Origin of the sequence: Halorubrum amylolyticum (assembly GCF_004114995.1) — an archaeon.
Taxonomy (GTDB): domain Archaea; phylum Halobacteriota; class Halobacteria; order Halobacteriales; family Haloferacaceae; genus Halorubrum; species Halorubrum amylolyticum.
Genome location: NZ_SDJP01000029.1, coordinates 1 through 19450, shown reverse-complemented (window position 1 = coordinate 19450; position 19450 = coordinate 1). Strand labels below are relative to the sequence as shown.

Annotated in this window: 23 protein-coding genes and 2 pseudogenes; 10 read left to right on the top strand and 15 right to left on the bottom strand. The window is 56.1% G+C overall.

Features of this window, described 5'->3' with window-relative positions:
- Positions 1-144 precede the first annotated feature (144 nt).
- The 8 genes from ESO89_RS15285 to ESO89_RS15250 form a co-directional block, all read right to left on the bottom strand.
- On the bottom strand, positions 145-1173 hold the full coding sequence (locus tag ESO89_RS15285) for a Cdc6/Cdc18 family protein (protein ID WP_128906316.1): 1029 nt from the start codon (positions 1171-1173) through the stop codon (positions 145-147).
- 155 nt (positions 1174-1328) lie between these two features.
- On the bottom strand, positions 1329-1544 hold the full coding sequence (locus ESO89_RS15280; protein ID WP_128906315.1) for a hypothetical protein: 216 nt from the start codon (positions 1542-1544) through the stop codon (positions 1329-1331).
- A 42-nt stretch (positions 1545-1586) separates the two neighbouring features.
- Positions 1587-2957, bottom strand: a complete 1371-nt coding sequence (gene xseA, locus ESO89_RS15275) for an exodeoxyribonuclease VII large subunit (protein ID WP_128906314.1) — start codon at positions 2955-2957, stop codon at positions 1587-1589.
- Positions 2958-2989: 32 nt separating this feature from the next.
- Positions 2990-3901: an ADP-ribosylglycohydrolase family protein gene (locus ESO89_RS15270; protein ID WP_128906313.1), complete on the bottom strand. Its 912-nt coding sequence runs from the start codon at positions 3899-3901 to the stop codon at positions 2990-2992.
- A 108-nt stretch (positions 3902-4009) separates the two neighbouring features.
- Positions 4010-4366, bottom strand: a complete 357-nt coding sequence (locus tag ESO89_RS15265; protein ID WP_128906312.1) for a hypothetical protein — start codon at positions 4364-4366, stop codon at positions 4010-4012.
- 160 nt (positions 4367-4526) lie between these two features.
- Positions 4527-5324, bottom strand: a complete 798-nt coding sequence (locus ESO89_RS15260) for an alpha/beta fold hydrolase (protein ID WP_128906311.1) — start codon at positions 5322-5324, stop codon at positions 4527-4529.
- Between the two features lie 166 nt (positions 5325-5490).
- Complete coding sequence (locus ESO89_RS15255) at positions 5491-6510, bottom strand: helix-hairpin-helix domain-containing protein (protein ID WP_128906310.1); 1020 nt, start codon at positions 6508-6510, stop codon at positions 5491-5493.
- A 159-nt stretch (positions 6511-6669) separates the two neighbouring features.
- The gene (locus tag ESO89_RS15250) at positions 6670-7095 is read right to left on the bottom strand and encodes a DUF6884 domain-containing protein (RefSeq protein ID WP_128906309.1); all 426 of its coding nucleotides are present in this window, start codon (positions 7093-7095) and stop codon (positions 6670-6672) included.
- Between the two features lie 120 nt (positions 7096-7215).
- Here ESO89_RS15250 and ESO89_RS15245 point away from each other — a divergent pair, with 120 nt between their 5' ends.
- Positions 7216-8463 (top strand): hypothetical protein, encoded by a 1248-nt coding sequence (locus ESO89_RS15245; protein WP_128906308.1) that lies wholly within the window; start codon positions 7216-7218, stop codon positions 8461-8463.
- A 330-nt stretch (positions 8464-8793) separates the two neighbouring features.
- Positions 8794-10020: an orc1/cdc6 family replication initiation protein gene (locus tag ESO89_RS15240; RefSeq protein ID WP_128906307.1), complete on the top strand. Its 1227-nt coding sequence runs from the start codon at positions 8794-8796 to the stop codon at positions 10018-10020.
- A gap of 665 nt (positions 10021-10685) precedes the next feature.
- Here the strand turns inward: ESO89_RS15240 and ESO89_RS15235 are convergent.
- Positions 10686-11039: a restriction endonuclease gene (locus tag ESO89_RS15235; protein ID WP_241686255.1), complete on the bottom strand. Its 354-nt coding sequence runs from the start codon at positions 11037-11039 to the stop codon at positions 10686-10688.
- 70 nt (positions 11040-11109) lie between these two features.
- Here ESO89_RS15235 and ESO89_RS15230 point away from each other — a divergent pair.
- The 4 genes and pseudogenes from ESO89_RS15230 to ESO89_RS15210 form a co-directional block, all read left to right on the top strand.
- Positions 11110-11259: pseudogene (locus ESO89_RS15230) on the top strand (ISH3 family transposase); the annotation flags it as partial.
- A gap of 500 nt (positions 11260-11759) precedes the next feature.
- Positions 11760-12155 (top strand): HVO_A0114 family putative DNA-binding protein, encoded by a 396-nt coding sequence (locus tag ESO89_RS15220; RefSeq protein ID WP_128906306.1) that lies wholly within the window; start codon positions 11760-11762, stop codon positions 12153-12155.
- Between the two features lie 14 nt (positions 12156-12169).
- A complete protein-coding gene (locus ESO89_RS15215; protein WP_128906305.1) occupies positions 12170-12589 on the top strand; it encodes a hypothetical protein in 420 nt (139 codons plus the stop codon).
- 24 nt (positions 12590-12613) lie between these two features.
- On the top strand, positions 12614-12829 hold the full coding sequence (locus ESO89_RS15210; protein ID WP_128906304.1) for a hypothetical protein: 216 nt from the start codon (positions 12614-12616) through the stop codon (positions 12827-12829).
- 86 nt (positions 12830-12915) lie between these two features.
- On the opposite strand, the gene ESO89_RS15205 is transcribed toward ESO89_RS15210, so the two are convergent.
- The 3 genes from ESO89_RS15205 to ESO89_RS15200 all read right to left on the bottom strand — a co-directional run bounded on the left by ESO89_RS15205 (position 12916) and on the right by ESO89_RS15200 (position 15127).
- Complete coding sequence (locus ESO89_RS15205; protein ID WP_128906303.1) at positions 12916-13539, bottom strand: DUF7718 family protein; 624 nt, start codon at positions 13537-13539, stop codon at positions 12916-12918.
- A 92-nt stretch (positions 13540-13631) separates the two neighbouring features.
- The gene (locus ESO89_RS18650) at positions 13632-13793 is read right to left on the bottom strand and encodes a hypothetical protein (RefSeq protein WP_164932817.1); all 162 of its coding nucleotides are present in this window, start codon (positions 13791-13793) and stop codon (positions 13632-13634) included.
- Positions 13794-14359: 566 nt separating this feature from the next.
- The gene (locus ESO89_RS15200; RefSeq protein ID WP_128906302.1) at positions 14360-15127 is read right to left on the bottom strand and encodes a hypothetical protein; all 768 of its coding nucleotides are present in this window, start codon (positions 15125-15127) and stop codon (positions 14360-14362) included.
- Positions 15128-15369: 242 nt separating this feature from the next.
- Here ESO89_RS15200 and ESO89_RS15195 point away from each other — a divergent pair, with 242 nt between their 5' ends.
- The 4 genes and pseudogenes from ESO89_RS15195 to ESO89_RS15190 all read left to right on the top strand — a co-directional run bounded on the left by ESO89_RS15195 (position 15370) and on the right by ESO89_RS15190 (position 17250).
- On the top strand, positions 15370-15756 hold the full coding sequence (locus ESO89_RS15195) for a type IV pilin (protein WP_206731778.1): 387 nt from the start codon (positions 15370-15372) through the stop codon (positions 15754-15756).
- Positions 15757-15966: 210 nt separating this feature from the next.
- Positions 15967-16209, top strand: a pseudogene (locus tag ESO89_RS18645) (HVO_A0114 family putative DNA-binding protein); the annotation flags it as partial.
- Positions 16210-16502: 293 nt separating this feature from the next.
- Positions 16503-16670: a DUF7837 family putative zinc-binding protein gene (locus tag ESO89_RS19530; RefSeq protein ID WP_449404948.1), complete on the top strand. Its 168-nt coding sequence runs from the start codon at positions 16503-16505 to the stop codon at positions 16668-16670.
- Positions 16671-16902: 232 nt separating this feature from the next.
- A complete protein-coding gene (locus ESO89_RS15190) occupies positions 16903-17250 on the top strand; it encodes a DUF6788 family protein (protein ID WP_128906301.1) in 348 nt (115 codons plus the stop codon).
- A 47-nt stretch (positions 17251-17297) separates the two neighbouring features.
- Here the strand turns inward: ESO89_RS15190 and ESO89_RS15185 are convergent, their stop codons facing one another.
- The 3 genes from ESO89_RS15185 to ESO89_RS15175 all read right to left on the bottom strand — a co-directional run.
- On the bottom strand, positions 17298-17735 hold the full coding sequence (locus ESO89_RS15185) for a TRAM domain-containing protein (RefSeq protein ID WP_128906300.1): 438 nt from the start codon (positions 17733-17735) through the stop codon (positions 17298-17300).
- 103 nt (positions 17736-17838) lie between these two features.
- Complete coding sequence (locus ESO89_RS15180; RefSeq protein ID WP_128906299.1) at positions 17839-18132, bottom strand: hypothetical protein; 294 nt, start codon at positions 18130-18132, stop codon at positions 17839-17841.
- Positions 18133-18690: 558 nt separating this feature from the next.
- The coding region (locus tag ESO89_RS15175; protein WP_128906298.1) for an IS5 family transposase at positions 18691-19450 on the bottom strand (760 nt) is incomplete at its 5' end.

Genomic DNA, 19450 nt, shown 5'->3' with positions numbered 1-19450 from the left:
CGAGACGTGTTATTCGGCGAGAAAGTCGGGCGAATCTGAAAAATCTGTATCACGTACGCCCGTACGCGAGCAAACCGTCCTGATTGGAACCACCGACAATCGGGCCTCGGCAGGTTCAGTTCGGGATAGCTGACGGCATCACGGTCACTGTATCGGTGACGCCGCTGCCGAATCGACGAGCGAGTACTCTCGGTCCCGACTCGTCCCCTCCGCCTCGAGGAGGTTGTATTGGGTCATCTTAGACAGATACGCCCGCACAGTCCGTTTCGTCCGCGGATCATCGACTTCCACGGAATAGCGTTCGTGAATCTCGCTGGGTCCAAGCGGGCCATGGTCGCGAACAATATCATAGACGACCCGCTGGTGCGGCGTGAGTGAATCGAGGCTCTTCTGCTTGATTTGTGCCCGAGCATCTTCGGCAGCGTCTATGAGAATGTCGTTGGTGATGTCCTCGTAATTTTCGCGATCAGCCGTGCTGGCTGCGCTGCGAAGCATCCCGATCGCGAGACGGGCATCACCAGCAGCGGCATCAGCGATCTGATAAAGCTGCTCGTCGGTGATGACGCCGTTTTCAAGCCCCCATTTCGTTCGAGCACTCAGAATGTCGTAGAGTTGCTCGTTGTGGTACTTGTCCATCCGGACGTGTTCGCTGGAGCGCAGCCGACTCACAAGCCGATCGTCGACGCGGCTGAACAGTTCTTCTTCTTTGTTCGCGATACAGATCACCGCGAACTGCTCCATACTGTGGAGGTCGTAGATGAGGCTCGGGTCTTCGAGTTGGTCGACCTCGTCGAGGATGACGACGGTTCGAGGACCGTCGTACTGTTGGAGCCGATCAATGAGCTCGTCGTGAGGTGTCGACTGGCGATGGATGTCTATCGTCGCGCCGATGTCGTCGAGAATCTGGTACAGCGTTCGGAAGCGACTATAGTTTCGCCAGCAATTCACGTAGGTGGCCTCGACGTCGAGTACTTCCTCGCGGAGCCGTTCGGTAACGAACTTCGAGACACAGGTTTTACCGACACCGCTCGGGCCGGTGACGATGGCCGTGTCAGCCGGCTCGCCGTTCGTGATCGGTTCGAGAACGCTCGAGAGGTGGTTGACTTCGGCGTCGCGATGCTCGACTTCTCGAGGGACGAACCCGGCACGGAGGACGCGAGCATCACGGATCATTTGTTTCTGCCAGAGTAATTTCCGGTCAGATTATAAAAAGCTCACCGGGTCAGTTCCAGAAAGCTCCTCATCGCCGTTGAATCGCTTCTTCTATAGTGTCGACGTCTCCCGATTTTGATTGTGGAAACGCTCCGTTTCCGGAAACGTCCGAAAACTCACTCGGCGCTCTCTAACTCGGCGGCCTCACCGTCGATCTCAATGATGTCACCGTCGCCGACGTCCAGCGCCTCACAAAGCTCCTCAAGATGGTCGTCTGCCTCTTCGCGGAGCTCCTTCGCTGTGGTGAGATCAACCTCTCCATCTTCGAGTGTCTCAGCGATTTCTTCAAGTCGATCGATTGTCTCGGCGATGTCGACCTCAGCCTCACTCATGGTCGATAGTTATTCGCGGGGTGCTTGAATACCCTGTTGTGCTCACAGAATTCCACCCGCCCATAGTGCGACACCGAGCAGTAGCAACCCAACGAGGACCAGGATGACTATCCGAAGCTGGCGGGCTTCCTGCTTGGCTTCTTGGACGTCTGTATCCGTCTCGATGTCCCGATACGCGCTTTCGATCCGGCGCTCGAGCGCTTCAGTTTCTTGATTGATATGTGTCCCGTACGCCCGATCAATACGGGTCTCAAGCCCGCCAATGCGTCCCCGCGCTGCCCGTACTGTAACGGCCTCTGTCTCCGCCGCGTGTTCGATCTCTTGGAGTGCCGTCTCGATTCTGTCGTCGACCGCATCGAGGCGTGATGCTGAAAGTGTCGTGTAGGCGGTATCGATCCGCTGTTCGAGATCGGCTGCTCGCTGGATACGTGCCTGCCGAGTTTCTGCTGCCCGTTCAAGTCCCACAACGGCGTTTTCGATCCGCCGATTGAGCGCGTCAAGCTGCTCGCTGACGACTGTTTGGTACCCGATTTGGAGCCGACGTTCGATGGTCTCGACCCGCTCTCGGATGGTGCTCATCTCAGGTGTCGCTACGATCCCCGCATCTGTCGGTGTCATTGCTGGCTTGTCTGCGACCGCTTCGGCGAGGGTCTCATCGTCTTCGTGGCCCACAGCGACGACTGTTGGGGTCACACAGTCCGCGATTGCTCGGACGACGGGCTCTTCATTGAAACACCACAGCGTGTCGTCTGCGCCGCCACCACGCGTTACGACGATGGTGTCGATGTCCGGATCTCGGTCTGCCTGTTGGAGCGCCCCGACAATCGATGCTGCGGCGTTCTTGCCCTGAACGGTCGCCCCAAAGAAGGTGAGCGTCACTCCGGGTGCGCGTCCCCACGCGGACTCACGGAAGTCCTCTCGGGCAGACCCAGTCAATGAGGTGACGACGCCGATGTTTGAGGGAAACCGTGGAAGTGGCTGTTTCCGGTCGGTATCGAAGAGGCCCTCCTCATTGAGTTCGGCACGCAATGCCTCCAACTTCTGTGATCGATCGGAATCGCCGACCGGCCAGTAGTTTTTGACGTTGAGTTGTGTCCGGCCGCCTTCGGCGTAGAAATCGACGTTTGCCCGGACGATTACCTCCTCACCTTCGGTGATGTTCTCGTCGATGCGGTCGCGATAGGACGACCACACAATACACTGGATCGTTTCCTCGCCGTCGACGTCTCGGAGCGTGAAGAACGTCCCGTAGCCCTTCGCTGTCGCATCGGATACTTCGCCGACAACGTACGTTGGGAACCGTTCCGCGGCGGATTCCAAAGTGGCAGCAATTTCGTCGTTGAGTCGAGACACAGACCATGCTGACTTCTGGGGTTCCGTATTTTCTGATCCGGTATCGTCGTCGACGGCCATTCGGGTCTGCCTATGACGTTGGGTGGTTTAGTTCATTCCTCTGGTCGGTCAAGCTCCATTGCTAGTGCTTCGAGTTCGTCTGCCTCGTCAATCGCTGTCAACCACCGGTCCGGGAGCTGAGACGCGCCAAATCGGGCACCTGCGATAGCACCTGTGATTGCGCCGATCGTATCGGTGTCTCCACCTCGGTTGACGGCTGTCACAATTGCTTCCTCGGCGTCTGCGGTATGTAGCCCATCGTGGAGTGCTGTCTGGAGTGAGTGGATCACGTAACCCGATGTTTCCAGCAGATCGGGTTGATCGCCACGTGCCAGTGGCCTAAGCGCGGCAGTCAGTTCATCCGGGGCGCTTGCGTCGACGTAATTGAGAGCGTCCTGTAACGGGTTGTCTACATCGTTAAGAAGGCCAGCAAGTGTGAGATTCAAAACGGCGCAACCGTAGGTACACCGTGGATCTGCGTGCGTGATCTGTGAGGATTGTCGACTCACTGTGACAAGTCGCTCCCAGTCGGTTGCATATGGTATCGCGAGCGGTGGGCACCGCATCACACTCCCATTGCCTGCGTTTTGGCCTTCGGGACTAGTCTCCCAGACGTGCTGGCCAGCCTCGCTCCAGTCGTCGCCGTGTTTGAGCCGACTCAACGACTTCATCGTCATCCGGCCGATATCGAATGGATTACTGTCGTACCAATCGACAAATCGAGACGCGATATCTTCTGGATCGAACGCTTGCTGCTCAACAAGACTACGGGCAATACAGAGCGCCTGCTCAGTGTCGTCGGTGATTGTTCCCGCCGGCTGGTTCCACGTCCCATGGCCAATCATCTCGTTGAGTTGGCCGTGCTCGGCCGCAATTGAGGATGCTGACGAGAACTCAACCGGTCGGCCAAGCGCATCTCCACACGCCAACCCCAAGAGGATCCCACGGGTTCGATCTGAATCCATGGGTAACTCAACTATGGCTCTTATGGAAAAGTGTGGGTTGGTAGCTCCGTTTCATAGCAGCCATATTTAGGCTGCTTGGGGCACTCTTGTGTGTCGCCACGTCCACGGTCAGGCGTCGACGAATTCGCCGAGTGAGTGGTTCGGGCTATTGCTGTTCCATTTGCCGATCTGGATGAAGTTGAACGCCTCTAGCGAGGCGTCGATCGTGTCGGCGATTTGCGTCTGGATCGCGGGTGGAAGACTTTCGACGGGAATCGCAGTGAGCGCATGCTGAGTGAGGTGGTAACTGGACGCGAGGTTCGTCGGAGCGATGATAATCACGCTTGCCCCGTCGACGTCGGCAAGTGCGAGCTGAGCATCCCGATACTGGTGGACGGTCGCATCCAGTTCCTCAACGGGAAAGAGGTCGTCAGCAGCACCGTATTCAATACTTGTCCCTGCTGAATTGTAATGTCCTTTGAGCATAATCAAGTCTTAATATATGTTCTACAAACATTAGTTTTGTGGTCGATGAGGCGCTGTTCTCCTTCACTACGCGCCATGCTCTTCGCATGATCCCGAACTCTAGATTCGAAGTCGTCTGTGTCCGAGCGATGAGACGCTGACTCGTGTGCTGGACACAGTATTAGTAGCGTGCTGTAATGAACGACGAAAGGACGTGGTTGAACTGCTCAGGCTCTTCAAGGAACGGACAGTGACCACTATTGGCGAAGCGTTCAAGCTGAGCGTCAGGTGTATTGTCGGCAACGTATTCGACACCACCATTTTCTAGCATCGTTTCGTCTTCACCAAGACACACGAGGGTAGGAACATCCACATCGGGGACCGCCTCCCGATAGTCGCGTACTGATTGGTCGAAGAGAATTGCGCTCGTGATTGAGGGAGGAACTCGTGTGATCTCATCGAAGAGCATCTGTTCAACAGAATCTGGTTCATCCACGAGCATCTCGTCAATAAGGGACCACGCCAACTCGTGTGGGTTGGTTTGTGCGAGCTCCATGAGTCCACGAAGTTCGTCAAAGCCGAATACACCGTGCTCGTAATCCTCCTGTTCAAGGTCGAGTGGCTGTTGTTCGACGCTCACGAAGCCCCGGAACCGGTCTGTCCCAAACTGGCGGACGTACTCCCACGCCACAAGCGATCCCATCGACCACCCGACAAGGACAACGTCAGAAAGATCCTGTGCGTCAAGGAACGCTTCCAGGTCACGGGCATACTGTGGGAGTGTATGGCCCGTTTCGGTCTTTTCGGAGCGCCCGTGTCCTCGAAAATCGAGCGTGATAACCTGACACTCGTCGCTGAGCGGCTGCTGTTCGATGAAGAATCGGCTACTCATTAATACGCCGTGGAGGAAGACAACCGGTACTCCGTCTCCATCTGATTCGTAGTACAACTCCGCCCCGTTGACCGATTCAGTTGGCATATCGGTAGATATGTCTAATAGTTGTTAGCTGTTATGGGGGCGACGTATTCAGATACGATCGTTGTACCACGCGAGCGTTTCACTGACCCGTAACCACCAAGGAGTGCTCTCCTTCAACCGCTGACTGTTGGCTGCCATCGGAAGAACATTCTCTTGTCGGGCGTGACTACTGTGTGTCGAGCATGGAACGGGCAGCCGATCGAATTTCCGCTGCGGTTGTTGATCCGACCTGATACACGTCCGTCAGTTCCTCTTGAGACGCCTGTATGATATCGTACGGGGTTTGATACCCCGATTCGTAGAGAAAGTATGCCTGTTGACCGGTGACGGCGTCAATATCAGCGACAGTCGGCCCGTACAGCAGCCGGAGTTTTGGAACCGCTTCGGATGCTGGAACGCCTGAAGCAGCAAGCGATGCGAGAGCAGGGTCGAATACGGATTCTGAAACACCTGTTTGGTCATGAAGCCGCTCGTCAGCGGGCTTGGTTCGTCCAACAATTTCGCGAGCCCCCTCGACGGCGACGGCAGCAACGCCCTCAGTGATTCCCTCGATGTCAGCAAGATACCCGGGCCGTGAGTCGGCAAGCGATTCAAGAGAAGTCACACCTCCCTCCGCGAGTTGATTCGCTCTCTGTGGTCCAATACCTGGTATACGCTCCAGCTCAGAGACGATCTCAGATTCCGTCCTCGTCGGCTCTTCAGGTGCTGTCGATTCTTGCTTGGCCTCCACAGAGTTGTCTGATTTGCCCCCGGTTTCATCGGCTTTCAGTGAATCAGGGAGAGATGGAAGGTCAACAATCTGGAGGTCCTCAGCAGAGACTTCATCACCAATCGGTGAGCGGTTAATTGCTGTCTGAACTCGCTCACTGTTCCGTTCAGCGATATTTGAGTCAGTAACATAGGAGATCAACGCCGACCGCTCATTTGGATTGAGAGTTCCATCAGTTGAGAGGTCATCGATGATAGCATCTACGTCACGCTGGTTTGGGAACCAAGCGTCGCCCATTGCCACGAAGATTGGGACAAACGGCTCAGGTACGGTGTCGCGTTCGGTGAGTCCCAACCCATCCGTGAGTACGATGATGGCTCTGTCATCTAGCGATAGTTGATATCGGCCGCCAGGAAGAGAGACTTCTAATTTTAGTCGATCAACTGAGTCACGAATCAGTCGCGTCGGTTGGCGCATGTCGCTTTATTTTCACAAGTCATGATAAGAGTTTGACTAGGCGAAATTTAATCACGCATGATTGATGCGGCCCAACTCTCCACGATTAGCCGCCAACCAACTCTGAAGACCTCGTGATGAATTCCACAATAGCAGGTCCCAACACGATTGGCGACGTGTTTAGATGCGATCGTTGTACCACGCGAGCGTTTCCCCGAACTGTAACCCATCTGTCGGCACCGAGAATTCAACACTCATCTCGGAGAGTAGCGGTGTAAGTTCTTCATGGTAATCTCGTCCGGCATGGAAGACGAGCCGATTCCCGTCACCAAGCAGGCCTTCTTCGCGTAACTGTTCAAACAGGGTTTCTGCCCACTCCCGCTTTGTATCCACAGACGCACCGCTCAGCGTCTCATCATACGGTTCGATCGGGTCTCCGTCCGGATCGAGCAAATGGTGCTTCGCAGAGAGGATATACCACGCATCATGATTCGCTTCAACGTACTGGCGAGCCTTCCTGAAGAACGCCGACTCAAGATACAGATCCTTCGGTTTCGCTGCCTTCTCACGCTTACTTTTTGTACAGCTGACGAGCCCGACCTCCATACGGGGCTGTTGTGTGGTCGATCCTATAATCGTATTCGATGAGGTGTATGCGAGTACGCTGTAGATACCGAGTGTCCCGATCCCCCCAACTATATCATCTAACCGTCAGTGAACAGGATAATGGCAGTCACGCTCGCTGAGCCAACGGTGCTCGCTGCCGCGAAAGACACGTTGTATCCAGATATCGACACGACCCCGGATCAGTATGCGGTCACGGAGACGCAGTTCACCCAGTCTACGTGGGGCGGCTGGACCATTCCACAGGCGCTTCGAGACCGGCTTGCGCCGTACAACACGCTCCGACTCAATGCTGGTGAACCCGACTTACTCGGCGTCGGGATGCCAGCGACTGAAGTGCTGAACGCTGACGCGGCCACGACACCAGTCACGGTGATCGAAGCGAAAGGTCACAACGCTGACCCGGCTGCTGCGGATGTCGCTCGCGGTATCAACCAGGCGCACGCTCATCTTCCCGAGGTCAACCTTGGGTACGTTGCTGCACCGGCTCCCAGTGTCACCGATACGGCGCGCGCACAAGCCCGGAATCTCAACGTCGGTGTCATTGCTGTCGACGATACGGAATCCGCCCGCATCGTTGAGCCCGCTCGGGTTACTGGGGCCGGTGAGTTTTCAACGACGATCGACGCGGTGCGACTCCAAGCATCAACGCACCAGCTCACTGACGGGAGCTTTCCGGTAAACCACCCGAAAAACTACCTGGGGTACGCGCTGGCACTTGCTGCCGACGGCGATACTGACGCTGTCTACGCTGAAAATGTCATCAACGCCATTTCTGGTGGGCGACGTGGGGCGATTCTGTTGAACCTCGTCGACGATCAGCCCAACGGGGACTCACTCACACACCTCGGTGCTGAAGTCGTCCGCTTCGCTCGCGATCAGCACGGCAGTGTCACGGCTGCGCTCGCCGAGTTCGACACGTGGACTGGTAGTCGAACACGGTTCACTGAGCTCGCTCCACGATGGGCACAGCTCGCACGCTCTGTCGCTATCCAGTACGAGCCGACGCGACTCATCATCACCGCACTCGAACGGCTTCACGAAAACGGAGTCTCTGAGCCAACGCTTGCTGATGTCGCTCTGGAAGCTACGCGTATTAATCAGCCACTCGCCGTTGAGGTGTTCTTCACACAACATCGTCGTGATGCTGTCCTCACTGCTGACGGAGAGATTGCTGAATCAGAGCTTGCTGACCCCACCGTGTATAAATCTGGTATCCACTTCCAGTTCAAGTATCAGCTCTACCATCTTGGCATCCTCACTACTGGTGGCACAGACGACAAGAACGCTGTGTTGAGCAACACGTGGCGGTTAGAGTATGCTATCAAGAGCGGGATCTCTCAAAGCTAATCTTGGAGCGATTATCACGGACTGGCTCGGGAGGACAGAGACACACCACTCTTGCAAGTGAAGACGAGAAAATGAAGGGGAGGGTAAGAGCACAGAGATGCAGCCAAAGGAGAGAAATACCGATTTCGACACGTAGAGTCATTCTATAAGGAAACTACTACAAATCATACTGAGCAATACATGTAAACGCTTTAGTTGAAATTGTGGACTGTTTCTCTGTTCACTACTACTAGTCTAGTATTTCACTTGTAACAGTGGTGTGTCTCTGTATCCTTCACTTGAAACAGATGTAGGGGTGGTTTTATATGATAAACACGAGAAAGCGGTGACATGCGTCGATTCGAGCGGAAGCAGAACATCTTCCGCAACAAGGACGCTCTTGGAGAATCCTACCGACCCGATCAAATCGAAGAGCGAGACGAAGAGATCGAGGAGTATATGGACGCACTCCAGCCTGTTGTCGACGGCTGGGAACCAAACAATATCTTTCTATACGGTAATACCGGTGTCGGGAAGACTGCCGTTACCGACTATCTTCTCGACAGACTCAAAAACGATGTTGCCGACTACGACGATGTCGATCTGGCAGTTATCTCGGTGAATTGTAAGACGCTGAACTCCTCCTATCAAGTCGCCGTAGAACTCGTGAATAAACTTCGTCCTGCTGGTGGTGAAATCAGCTCGACCGGATATCCCCAGCAAACCGTCTTCAAGAAACTGTACAAGGAACTTGAAGCGATTGGCGGAACGATTCTGATTGTCTTAGATGAGGTTGACTCAATTGGTGATCGGGACGAATTGTTGTATGAACTCCCACGAGCTCGTGCCAACAATAACCTCGACTCAACGAAGGTCGGTGTCATCGGGATCAGCAATGATTTCAAATTCCGCGATCAGCTAGATCCTCGCGTCCAAGACACACTTTGTGAACGAGAATTACAGTTTCCGCCATATGATGCACCCGAACTTGAGAACATTCTCGAGTCGCGTGCTGAAGTTGCGATTGCCGCGGATGCCGTCGAGCAGGGTGTGTTGAAGTTCTGTGCGGCTCTTGCCGCTCGCGACAGTGGAAGCGCCCGACAGGCGCTTGACCTCCTTCGATTAGCCGGAGAGATCGCTGAAAACCGTGAAGTAGATCTCATTGAACGTGACCACGTTGAGGCAGCACGATCTCGTCTCGAACAGGAACGTGTGGAGGAGGGAATGCGTGAATTAACAACACACGGACGTCTTGCGCTGTTAGCAGTCGTCTCGAAAGCCGCTAAGGAAGAGACGCCGTCCCGGACCCGGGAGATTTACGAGGAATACACCGCGCTCTGTGATTCCTCTGGAACCGACTCGCTCGCTCAACGATCTGTACACAATCATCTGTCCGATCTTCGGATGCTTGGGATTCTGTCGGCCTACGAGAACCGCTCTGGTTCTCGTGGGAACTACTACAGCTATGAACTGGACGTTCCGTTCACGAGTGCGATCGAGGCGATGTCCGACGTTCTGCGGTTAAACAGCGAGATAGAGACAATCCGGGACATCGCCTCAATGAACAACGTCGCCTAGACACACCACCCTTACAAGTGAAGCCGCCGATGTCAAGCGATTTAGCATCTTCACTTGTAACCGCGGTGTGGGCAGTTCTTTCTCTATTCTCCTGTGAACGTGGTTCGGTTCACTTGAAATAGTGGTGTGTGAGGTGGCCAGGGATCTCAGCGTTGATCGGTATCTGCGTACGCTTGAAACACTCGAAGCGCCGGAGTGTGTGAGGGTGGAGACGATCGACTCCTCATCCCGGCAGTCGTTGATCTATTCTCATTCCCGTCACGGCTCAGGTTGGTGATTAGCTACGTCCCAGCAGTAGGCCGATACGTGGCTCACGGGTCGCTCCCAGCACACCCACTACGATCCACACTCCTCTACCGACCACAACGATTGGCAGAATCAACTCCGTAGTGTGACACCGGATCGCAATCCAAGAGAAACTTGTCCCCGGCAAGCGTGTGATCGAGGCAATATCCGCCGTTCTACGGTTAGTCAGCAGATGCTGTGATTAACCAACAAGGACAGCAAAACGCGAAGTTTGTTGGTTAAGACGACTCACTAACAACGAGCTGAGAAAATGAACCGCACGCCTTCTCCACCTGCCCACCCAGCAACAAAACCCGTCTCTTCTTCGAGGAACTGCCAAGACCGTTTGAGCAATCAGGATGGGGCTGGATGGCCCCGATCTACCCCTCCCTTCCCGGTGGTTGGACGATATCTCCGAGGGATCGGACCAGTTGGATCCCGTTCTCGTAGTCAGTCGTCACCCGATACCCTTCTTCGTCCTGCTCGACGGCTCCCACGCTGGGATGCGCGAGCAGTTGGAGTGCGGATCGAACCTCTTCGGTGGTTGGGATATCGTTCGAGTCCTCCATGCCCACGACGATCCACCGGATGTCCTCCGCTGTCTCTACGGCTCCGTCGGCACGCTCGAGAGCTCGGATGATCGCAAGCAGGGTCTCTCCAGCATCGATACGGTCCTGGATGTACTCATCGAGGAGGTCGAGCCTGTCGTCCTGGAAGGCTCCTGAGCGTGTCAAGAGAGCTAGTATCAGTACATCACAAAGCCGCTTAGTTGAGACGTCTGCTTGCTGAAGGTGTGTCTACAACCTGGCGACGCCCCGCCGTGGGGGGCGTCGCCTCTGGAAGTGGTCGTTCAAGGAGTTCATCAACATGATTCAACGGGCAGCGTGGACGGCCCTCGCGACGCGTCGGGCCGTCCCCGCAAACCGACCACCAGACGACCGGTTTACCCGCTAATCTCCCACCGCGCTAGCCTTCGCCAAGAGTGGCAACGCTGTCGCTGTCGGCGGCAGCCGCCGCCAACAGCGACAGCTCTCCGTCAGTTCGTCGAAGATTTTCTCGTCAAAGTCACCCAGCACAACCGCTCCGCCACAGAACTCAGGCTTCAGAAACAGCTATCCGAGGATGCTTTGTGAGGTACTGCGCCTACGCCGACGGGACTGTCGCCCGGGTACGCGTACTCTCAGTCCTACCTCAGAGAAGTTTGAGAGGGCATCAACTACGCCGATCATTACGGTGAAGCCGGCGCAGAAGATCCGATCATTCGGTTCGACAATCATCACGGCGTCCACGAACTCCATATGGGCTCGGAGACGTTCGAGATCTACTATCCTGGACTCGCCGAGATATTCCCTGCGTGGCGAGCGGCGCTGCCCCCAGAGAAACGAACCGACTGGTAACCTCTCAAGCACGCTGATCGACGCACGATCGCAACCCTAGTCCCACCCCACAACATCATGACCCGAACACTACACGTCCAGATCAAGTCCGCGGATCGCAGCGGCCTCGAGGAGCGGCTCGAAGCGATCAACGCCGGCGACGACGTCGAACCCGGTGAGCCGACGCTGTCGATCGAGAATCTCGAGACGTTCGGTCGCGTCTTTCGGTCGACCAACCTCGAACTCCTCGAAGCAATCGTTGAACACGAGCCAGAGAGCATCCGTGAACTCGCTCGCCTTGTCGACCGGAACCCACCGGATGTCCTCGACAACGTGAACGAGCTTGCCGACTACGGGCTCCTCGAGTTCGAAGAGAACGGCAGCGCGAAGCGCCCCGTCGTGTGGTACGACGAGATCGACGCGGACCTCCCGCTCACATCGGCGTCGGGACGGGAGCGCAAGGCGAACGCCTGAGCGCTGAGACAACGATGGCTAACGACGTCGATCCCGAGAATCCTCGCCCCGACGGCCACTACCATGTGGATCGAGATGCTAACTGGTTCTACGTCGACGATGAGTTGGCATCAACGATCGCTCTTGGCCCTGCCACCGACGGGGAACCGGGCGACGATTGGGTTCTCACGCTCTCGGCCGCGACGTCGGAAGGGGATCCAGCAGCTGCCGTGCGCGTCGCTGTACGTCTCACTCCGTGGGCGTTGCACGAACTCTATACCGAGGCGAAGAACCTCTCGCCGGACGCCCGTCAGGCCGGCCACAGTGCTGGGTGTGAACTGTGCGGAGAACAGGTTCCCCTCGATCAGGCGTGGCTTGACAACCGAAAGGAGCCCTGTCACCCGGACTGCTACGCTGAGGCGTTCGGCGCGCCCCCGTGGTATGATGGACAGTAGCTGGGTGTCGCTAGAGTGTCAAAGATGAGTGAGAACAAACTTCTTCTCGCTGCTGGTGCGACTGCCCTTTGGGTCATCATTGGAGTAGTCTTGTTTGAGGTGGCGAGCTGGGCGTCGGCCTTCGAGCTTGCAACTTCCGGCCCGATCTTTGACCTCACATCGTTAGTCGATGCTTGGGTGCTGGTTGGGGCTGTCCTTGGTGTCACCGATGTCGCCTTCCTCTGGGACATGACGCAATAATCCCTACCTGAGAATAGAATCGCCAGTCAGTGGATCCAGCTGTAGCCGTTGCTTAGTGGGATTGAGGACACATCGAAATAGCAGTACTACTCGTCGACGACGGTCGCTTCTTCAGGCGGCGCGATATCAAGTTCGGCAGCGCCACGCTCGATCTCCTCGGGCGTCATCCCCTCAGCATCGGCGAGCAGCTCGGTGAGCTCCTCGTCCGAGACCATATCGGCGTCGGCCGGGGCTTCACGGCTCATGTCTCCTTCTACCCGGCGCGAAGGGATAAACGTGGGTGTCGGTTCACCACCATCTGACCACGACGGCGGGCGGCCCGGCGACCGATGCTCTTCGAAGACATCGACGAAGTACTCAGCCTCGCGTTTGAGGTAATTGGCACAGCCGCGGATAACTGCTCCTCGACTTATCGGCAGCGGCGCATGCGCGAGTTGGAGGTGAACAGTCGGCTGCGAACGGCGGGCGACGTCGACATGGAGTCCCTCGCGGTACACGTCATGCCCGAGTGCCGATGTCTCGTTGTGGTCCATCCGAGTGATCGCCGTCCATTCGATTGGGTCGGTCGCAACGCGATAATGAAGTTGAACGAGGAATCGCGGGATGTGCTGCTGGTCCTGGTCGAACCCGACCGTGAGCAGGCAGTCGCGGCGGCCAGCTGGGACGTGCTTGGAGACGTCGTAGCCGGTCGGGGGCGACGGGGCACTCATTTGCTCGAGCCATCATCACCCGGTACGGTGTCGCTTTCGCTTTTGCCCTCGAGGTCGGGGCACTAACTGGGCCTCGCTAGAGTTGTAATAGGTCAGTTCTCCCGCTCCCACCATTCATCGATTTCTTGCGCGCCGATGTCGACAGTTGCGGTGATCCCGCACGAGCAGTGGATGCCGACGGTGCCGGGGTGCGTCGTGATCGGGCCCTTCTCTTTTCCACAGCCCGGGCAGTCGACGCTGAAGGTCTCGGTCATACGCGCTCGTATTCGACGCCCGGTGATAGACGCTCCGCCCCGTTAACCAACACCCGGCAGTAAGTCGGTGTCGTGTTGGTTAAGGCCGCGTCGACGGCGGGGGCTAGGCCCAGTACTCTGTATAGAGTGAGAGAGCAAGAATTAGAAACCCAAATAACACGACTGTTCCGAGTACGACCGATTGTGCTCGAGAGTCGTGTGTGAATCTCATAACATCATCTTCTTTTTGACCGATATAAATACTAGTACTAATAAAATACTGGTCTGGCTAATTTTACTTTGTTGAATCCGGCGAGCGTGAGCGCCCTGAACAGGCTTGTCGGCGAGATCTGAGGTATACTTCTGCTGGGTTTTATCGATACTCATACCTACCCGATCGGGACCAACATCCGCCGACTCGGGAGCGGAACCGGAGTCCGGCCGTACCGACCGGCGCCCGGTTCGTTCGGTGTACTGGGGGCGGTATCGAGTTCCTCGCGGGCGGCACGTGACCCACGGAGACGGATTCGACGGTCCCAAAGAGTAACTCTCAGCCGACCATGTCGGCAGCTGAACACTCATGTCGATCAAGCGAACCCGAGTTCACGGGCGGCGTTCGCCGAAATAGTGATCCCTCGCTCTCCGTATGAGACATGACTGGAGACGGATTCGCTGATGAGTTTGTGTAGATCGACGATATATGACTTCGGGCGCTCCTCTTGGATGCGTGTCGTCGCCTTCGTCTCAAAGTGTAGGCCACGGTGCGCGACGTACACCTCGACAAATCGGCGCCGGATCGACTCGGGACTCTCCCAGACGACCGTCGGGACGGAATCAAGGGCCGTCTTTGCGCCCTGTGGGGCACCCATCGCGACGAGACACCGCCCAAGTACCGAGGCGTCCGTTGCCGGGTACAGTTCGGTCGCCCGCCCATCGCTGTTCACATGGCGACAGTGTGCGTCGACGCCGACCGCCTCGAATGCCGCCTCGATCGCCTCGCGATCAACCCGACGCCCGATAGAAATTGCGGGGACGAACGTTTCGTTGATGCTCCCGCCCGCGAGGACATGCGCGAGCAGTTCGACGAGCGCGCCTGCCATGTCACACTCGGGATCAAGCCAGTTGTTCGCGCTCGCCGTCTCGATCCCGCGCACCGGATCGGGCCGTCCACCGTTGAGCCACGGCCGAACCCGCCCCGCCGGTAGTTCTAGCGCCGTCCCCACAGCCGTCCGCCCAGAGTTCGGGTGCTCGGCGGCGTACGCTTGTACGCGCTGGTAGTCCTCGACCTTCTCCCACGGGTCGGGATAGACGCGATCGGAGTAGGTCCGCGCGATCGAGCGCGCCGTCGGTTCCATATGCTGTATGTTGACCGCCTGAGAGATACGTCTTGCGGACGTATTCTCATGTTAGAGATTTGGGTCGGTGTATTTATCCCTCTTCTCTCCGTTAATTGATCCATACCAACAGACAAAGCGAGGATCGGGGTGGCTGGACCACCCGACTCGGCTGCGTACAGGACGCCTCAATGGGCACCTGTCAATCTGTGTCCGAGTGTGGTTAACCTTCGCATTTGTCCCGTTGGGAACATAACAAAACTATGAACCTCAAAGCAGCATTTCAGGACAGTGAACGGGCCGTCAGCCCCGTTATAGGCGTTATACTCATGGTCGCAATAACTGTAATTTTAGCGGCCGTGATCGGGACGTTCGTGCTTGGACTCGGTGATAGCCTCGGCCAGAACGCAAATGCTGGCGTCTCAGTCGATACAGATGCAGCCAATAGCAGTACTACCGTAACGCTCGTTGACAAAGGAAACGTACAACAGGTTAATATCACGAATAATAACGGTACTGACGCAGGTTCTAAGACTCTGACAAACGTAGGAGAAAGCAAATCTCTTGGGTTTGACGGCAATGACACCCAAGTAATTGGAGTCCTCCCGGATGGCACAGAAACAGTTATCCGGACGATCGAGAAGCCGTGAGCTAACAGACCACCGAACAAATATACAGGCATCCTCTCCAAGTACTGCCTGTCTGTTGGAGACGACAACTTCAGTCGGTGGATCTGATCTCATTCCGATAACGTGTCTTTATTTCGAAGATGGCGGATGTCGATCTGTCTCTGCTTCGAGTTTCAGACTTTGTTAATGGAGTCGGAACCTCAAACGGCTAAGCAGCACAATTAGCGCTATGAGATACCTAAAAAGATGAGAGAATCAGCGGATTCGGAAACTCAAACGCGTCTCGTCGAGCGTGACGTGTCCGATGTCCACTCGGACCTGAAGCAGCTAGAAGTACTAGGCATCCTCACGCTCGAAGCGGGCAGGCCAAGCGATGCGATTCAACCTGTTGTTCCGTCCGACCGCATCGAGGTCCACATCGACTACCCGCTCGTCGATAGCGGCGACGCCGATGGGACTCCCGCGAGCGCGTAGTCACCGCGCACCGCTCTCGGAGTGTGCTATGAGGCCCTCGTGTGATGGTTACCCACGACCCGCAATCACGCTGTTGCCCCGGAACAGTACTTTCACTCCGCTCGCCCGAAGTATAAGTCACAGAGTCTCAAATTTTGAGGAGAGGGAGCACCGCTGGGCCGGTTTCAACAACCGGATCAGCTCCAAAACAGTGTCACACGCTCCCTCTCCCCCTCGAGTGTCACACGCTCCCTCTCCCCCTCGAGTGTCACACGCTCCCTCTCCCCCTCGAAGTAGCCCGTGAACTCGTGAGAATGACTCCTAATGACCCAGAGACGGTCCGTGGCGACTACTCGTTCTGTGGCGAGACAGTCAGGGGTCAGCACGCAATCATCCACTTTGAGACCGCTGGCGGCGACACAGGCGTGTGGGCCGAATGTCCAAGCTGTGGCGAGATCGTTGACCCCACCGATGCTCAGTAAACAGTTCATCCAGCAGATCATCAGCCCCCAGTCACCATCGACAACGCACCACGAGTGCCGTCACTATGGGTACAGCGTGGAGAAAGAAGTCGATGAATGTCCACAGTGTGGCTCTCACGAGATTGCGGCCTACGATCTTGAGTAATCACTGAAGTGTTCACCGTTGGTAGAGAAGGTTCTATACCTTATGTATCACCCGAACGCTAGCATGGCTCCGATTGTTACATAAGGTATGAAGCAGCCGTCACCACCCGCCTCGCTCCCGAAATATCTCGCAGAGGGGCTCCCGAAACAGGATACGGAGACACTCCATGAGATACAGAACTACGTCGAGGTGCTCATTGAGTATCGCAACCAGTCGGTTGACACCGACGAGCTTCCGGAGACTGCCAAGCCCGTCGACGAACCAGATAGCGCAGGGAGCGGGACCGTCGTCAAAGAGAAAGTTACCTGTGGCGACGACAGTTGTAAATGCGCAAGCGGGAATCCCGCGGATATGCACGGCCCGTATCTCTATCGGTACTATCGTGAGAAGGGGACAATGAAATCAGAGTACGTCGGTAAACCAGAAAGTGAGTAGTGGTGTGAGAAGTTTGCCATAACCACCCGTTCGTGCCAACCGCGGTCCTAGACTTCCCCGCGAAGGGTGTCATCGACGACATCAGCGAACGCAACGTTCTCACGCACCTGTTGTATCTCGACGGTGACTCGGTCTCCGACACTCGTTTCGGGAACGATCACAACGTAGCCGCGCTCGACTTTCGCGATCCCGTCACCTTGGTCACCGAGGTTCTCGATTTCAACGTCTCGCTGTTCACCTTCCTCGACAGGCGGGCCGTCGTACTCGTGTTGCTGACCAGCGTGGTCAGCTGACTGAGTGACCTCAGTCGTGTCGGTGGGTTCGGTATCCGACGTCGATGTCGATATGAGCGCAACACGGTATGTTTCACCCTCAGAGAGTGTCCCCGTGGCTATCTCACGGTCAGGCACAGGTATCTGGTAGGTGCCATCGTCTTGCTCAACAGTCGCAGTATACAACGTCTGGAGCGTCTCAGAAATGTTCATAAATCGCGTATTGTATTGACTCGTGCCAGCGGACTTGGTTCTAGCGTTTCTAGTGCTCTCAACTGAATACCGTCGGTCTGATCAAGGTTCCCGAGAGACCACTTCAGGACTCATCGTCGGCATCAAACACGGCCGCAAAGTCTTCGAGAAGCTCCTGTGGCGATCGCTCATCACTACGAGACGGGAGTGGGGCTTCCCAGCATTCGATCTCAAGCGTGCGCGCATTCGACACTGACTCCAGTTCGGTTGTCACATTGAAAATTCCGGTATGATAGATCGCCAGCAGTCGCTGCTCATGAACGGTAACGTAATCAATTCCGGCCCGGTCCAAGACTGTAGAAACGTTAGTCGACTCAGATAACGAGACAGAGACGCTTGGAGACGGCGAGTCGGTCATACCAAGTCATAGGTCAATTCTACAAATAAAACCCGACTTGAGCAGGGTCCAGATACACCATTTGGTCAGTTGCCGTGGCCGGTCTGTCGTCTCCCAGCGAGTGCTGTGCGATAGCCCTCTCCCGGGCTTAGCTGTGATGGTCAATGTGATTAACCAACAAATACCAGTAGAAGCGCCAGTTAGTTGGTTAATTTTGAGCCTATCCTCAGAGGATCTTTCCAAGATCCCCAGTATTGTCTAGGCGTGGGGTGAAATTGGGTCTTTGGCGAGTTCCGTCTGCTGACTGAAATCGAAATACGTTCAGTACTTTCGGAGATTTCACGCGGGGCAGACAGCCCCACACCACACATGTTATCAGGAGGAATTCACGAAATGGTGGGGTGTCCTCAGAAGAGCAGGGGAGGTCGCTAGGTATCCTGAAATTGCTGAAACGGTGGTGAGGATATTTATAAATGAACGGAGGGTCGAAAATCACTCCAAGAACAAGACTACGCATTCGGTCGATCAGCACTGATACGCTCGAAATGGCTGTGTTGAATCGCTGTAAGGCGGAGAGATTCACTGTTTGACGAAGCGTTTGATGTTATAGACGACACACATCAGCGCGATTTCGCGGAACTCACGGAACCATGACCGCGCTCGCACGGCGAAGCCGAGCGAGCGCTTCACAGCCGAGTTCACGGTTTCGGTCATAGAGCGCTGATTGTAGCGGTTATCGTCGATTCTGGCGTTGTGCGCGTGGTCGTACGGCGCGAAGATGCGGTGCTTGATCAGCGGTCTGATCCCGAGCTGGCGTAATCCTTCACGAAGCGATTGCTTGTCATAGCCTTTATTTGCGGCGAGAGACTGCAGATCGCCCGCATTCCGGCGGGCGATCTGCTCAGCAAGATCGGCGTCACTTCCCTCCCGGTTCGTTGTGCAGTGAACGTCAATGACGGCCTGCGACGCTGTATCGACGAGTTTCGTGACTTTCAACTTCTGAACGCGGTAGCTGATTCGCTGGCAGTAGTGGCGGCTCGCTGGTGAGCGGTCGTAGAATGTGGCGTCGATCGCGGCGTGTTCTGAGAGATCGTGCAGCTGCGCCGACTGGCGCAGCAGCACTCGACAGACGCTCATGCTGATCCGGTCGAACGCCTTACACAACGTGGACGGTTCGGGAAGATCGGCCGCGTTGAGGCCTATCTCCCCGATTATTTGTGGCATCTCTTTGAGCAGGTCGATAGTCATGCGGTACGATGAATCGAGGTAAATCCGCAGACAGTGAAGCGAAACGAGTGCATAGTCGGCGAATCCGCCGCCACCGTCCGGGGCGGCGGAT

Coding starts and splice junctions, on each gene's coding strand:
- ESO89_RS15185 (WP_128906300.1), bottom strand. CDS start 17,735: ATGAACATTTCTGAGACGCTCCAGACGTTGTATACTGCGACTGTTGAG.
- ESO89_RS15255 (WP_128906310.1), bottom strand. CDS start 6,510: ATGCGCCAACCGACGCGACTGATTCGTGACTCAGTTGATCGACTAAAA.
- ESO89_RS15210 (WP_128906304.1), top strand. CDS start 12,614: ATGAGTGAGAACAAACTTCTTCTCGCTGCTGGTGCGACTGCCCTTTGG.
- ESO89_RS15215 (WP_128906305.1), top strand. CDS start 12,170: ATGGCTAACGACGTCGATCCCGAGAATCCTCGCCCCGACGGCCACTAC.
- ESO89_RS15265 (WP_128906312.1), bottom strand. CDS start 4,366: ATGCTCAAAGGACATTACAATTCAGCAGGGACAAGTATTGAATACGGT.
- ESO89_RS19530 (WP_449404948.1), top strand. CDS start 16,503: ATGACTCCTAATGACCCAGAGACGGTCCGTGGCGACTACTCGTTCTGT.
- ESO89_RS15200 (WP_128906302.1), bottom strand. CDS start 15,127: ATGGAACCGACGGCGCGCTCGATCGCGCGGACCTACTCCGATCGCGTC.
- ESO89_RS15220 (WP_128906306.1), top strand. CDS start 11,760: ATGACCCGAACACTACACGTCCAGATCAAGTCCGCGGATCGCAGCGGC.
- ESO89_RS15280 (WP_128906315.1), bottom strand. CDS start 1,544: ATGAGTGAGGCTGAGGTCGACATCGCCGAGACAATCGATCGACTTGAA.
- ESO89_RS15190 (WP_128906301.1), top strand. CDS start 16,903: ATGAAGCAGCCGTCACCACCCGCCTCGCTCCCGAAATATCTCGCAGAG.
- ESO89_RS15250 (WP_128906309.1), bottom strand. CDS start 7,095: ATGGAGGTCGGGCTCGTCAGCTGTACAAAAAGTAAGCGTGAGAAGGCA.
- ESO89_RS15270 (WP_128906313.1), bottom strand. CDS start 3,901: ATGGATTCAGATCGAACCCGTGGGATCCTCTTGGGGTTGGCGTGTGGA.
- ESO89_RS15240 (WP_128906307.1), top strand. CDS start 8,794: ATGCGTCGATTCGAGCGGAAGCAGAACATCTTCCGCAACAAGGACGCT.
- ESO89_RS15245 (WP_128906308.1), top strand. CDS start 7,216: ATGGCAGTCACGCTCGCTGAGCCAACGGTGCTCGCTGCCGCGAAAGAC.
- ESO89_RS15180 (WP_128906299.1), bottom strand. CDS start 18,132: ATGACCGACTCGCCGTCTCCAAGCGTCTCTGTCTCGTTATCTGAGTCG.
- ESO89_RS15285 (WP_128906316.1), bottom strand. CDS start 1,173: ATGATCCGTGATGCTCGCGTCCTCCGTGCCGGGTTCGTCCCTCGAGAA.
- ESO89_RS18650 (WP_164932817.1), bottom strand. CDS start 13,793: ATGACCGAGACCTTCAGCGTCGACTGCCCGGGCTGTGGAAAAGAGAAG.
- ESO89_RS15205 (WP_128906303.1), bottom strand. CDS start 13,539: ATGAGTGCCCCGTCGCCCCCGACCGGCTACGACGTCTCCAAGCACGTC.
- xseA (WP_128906314.1), bottom strand. CDS start 2,957: ATGGCCGTCGACGACGATACCGGATCAGAAAATACGGAACCCCAGAAG.
- ESO89_RS15260 (WP_128906311.1), bottom strand. CDS start 5,324: ATGCCAACTGAATCGGTCAACGGGGCGGAGTTGTACTACGAATCAGAT.
- ESO89_RS15195 (WP_206731778.1), top strand. CDS start 15,370: ATGAACCTCAAAGCAGCATTTCAGGACAGTGAACGGGCCGTCAGCCCC.